The 880-nt window shown below is 55.6% G+C and carries 1 protein-coding gene; it reads left to right on the top strand.

The window, feature by feature from the left end; genetic code table 11:
• Window positions 1-202: 202 nt before the first annotated feature.
• A partial coding sequence (locus C8029_RS04990) for a toll/interleukin-1 receptor domain-containing protein (protein WP_152002399.1) occupies window positions 203-880 on the top strand: 678 nt, incomplete at its 3' end.

An 880-nucleotide genomic window follows, 5' to 3' on the forward strand; every position in this document is an offset into this window, starting at 1 on the left:
CTCGCGTCAAAGGTACTTCGCAGCGATCGCTATTCTGAAAAGACAAAGACACTTGCCGCTTCGGTGTTGTCCCAGTCGAACAAGAAGCGCTGACTGTAGACAGTATAACAGTGGTTTCGGGCTCAAGCGCTACAGGCCGTGTCTCACGTAGGTAGCGCTTTGGGTAAATCATGAACAAACATTAAACATTTGAGTTGAGCAGATGCGGGCATTCATTTCTTATTCCCATAACGACAAGGCCGCGCTTGATCGGCTGCACGTCCACCTCAAGAACCTTACAAGGGAAGGGCGTATTGAGACCTGGTATGATCGCAACATCTTGGCTGGTGGCGAACTGGACGCTGAGATTGAACGGGAACTGGAGGCTTCCGACCTGTTCCTGCTCCTGGTGAGCCCCGACTTCATCGCATCCGACTACTGTGTCGAGCGCGAAATGAGACGCGCGCTTGAACGCCACGCCGCAGGGACCGCCCGTGTAGTGCCGATCATCGTGGAGGAATGCGATTGGAAAGCGATGAGGGAGTTGCGCCAACTGAAGGCCGCGCCGACTGACGGCAAGGCGATCAGCGCATGGGCCAATCCAAACACCGCTTACCTAAATGTCGTGCAGGAGCTTCGACGCATCATCGAAGCTGAAGCTGTACCTGCAGCTGCGGCGGAGGTAGCCCATGAGCCGTCGGCCACACGCCCCTCGATGGCACGCTACCGAGCAAAGCGGCAGTTCGACCAAATCGACAAGGGTGATTTCCGCGATGCTGCCTTCGCCACCTTCAAGGATTACTTCCGACGAGCGATCATCGAAATGGACTCAATCGATGGATTGCGCGGACGTTTCGTTGACAGAAGTGCGACCTCTTTTGGGGCAACGGTTGTCAACAGC

The organism is Roseobacter sp. TSBP12, from assembly GCF_009129705.1.
GTDB lineage: Bacteria > Pseudomonadota > Alphaproteobacteria > Rhodobacterales > Rhodobacteraceae > Celeribacter > Celeribacter baekdonensis_A.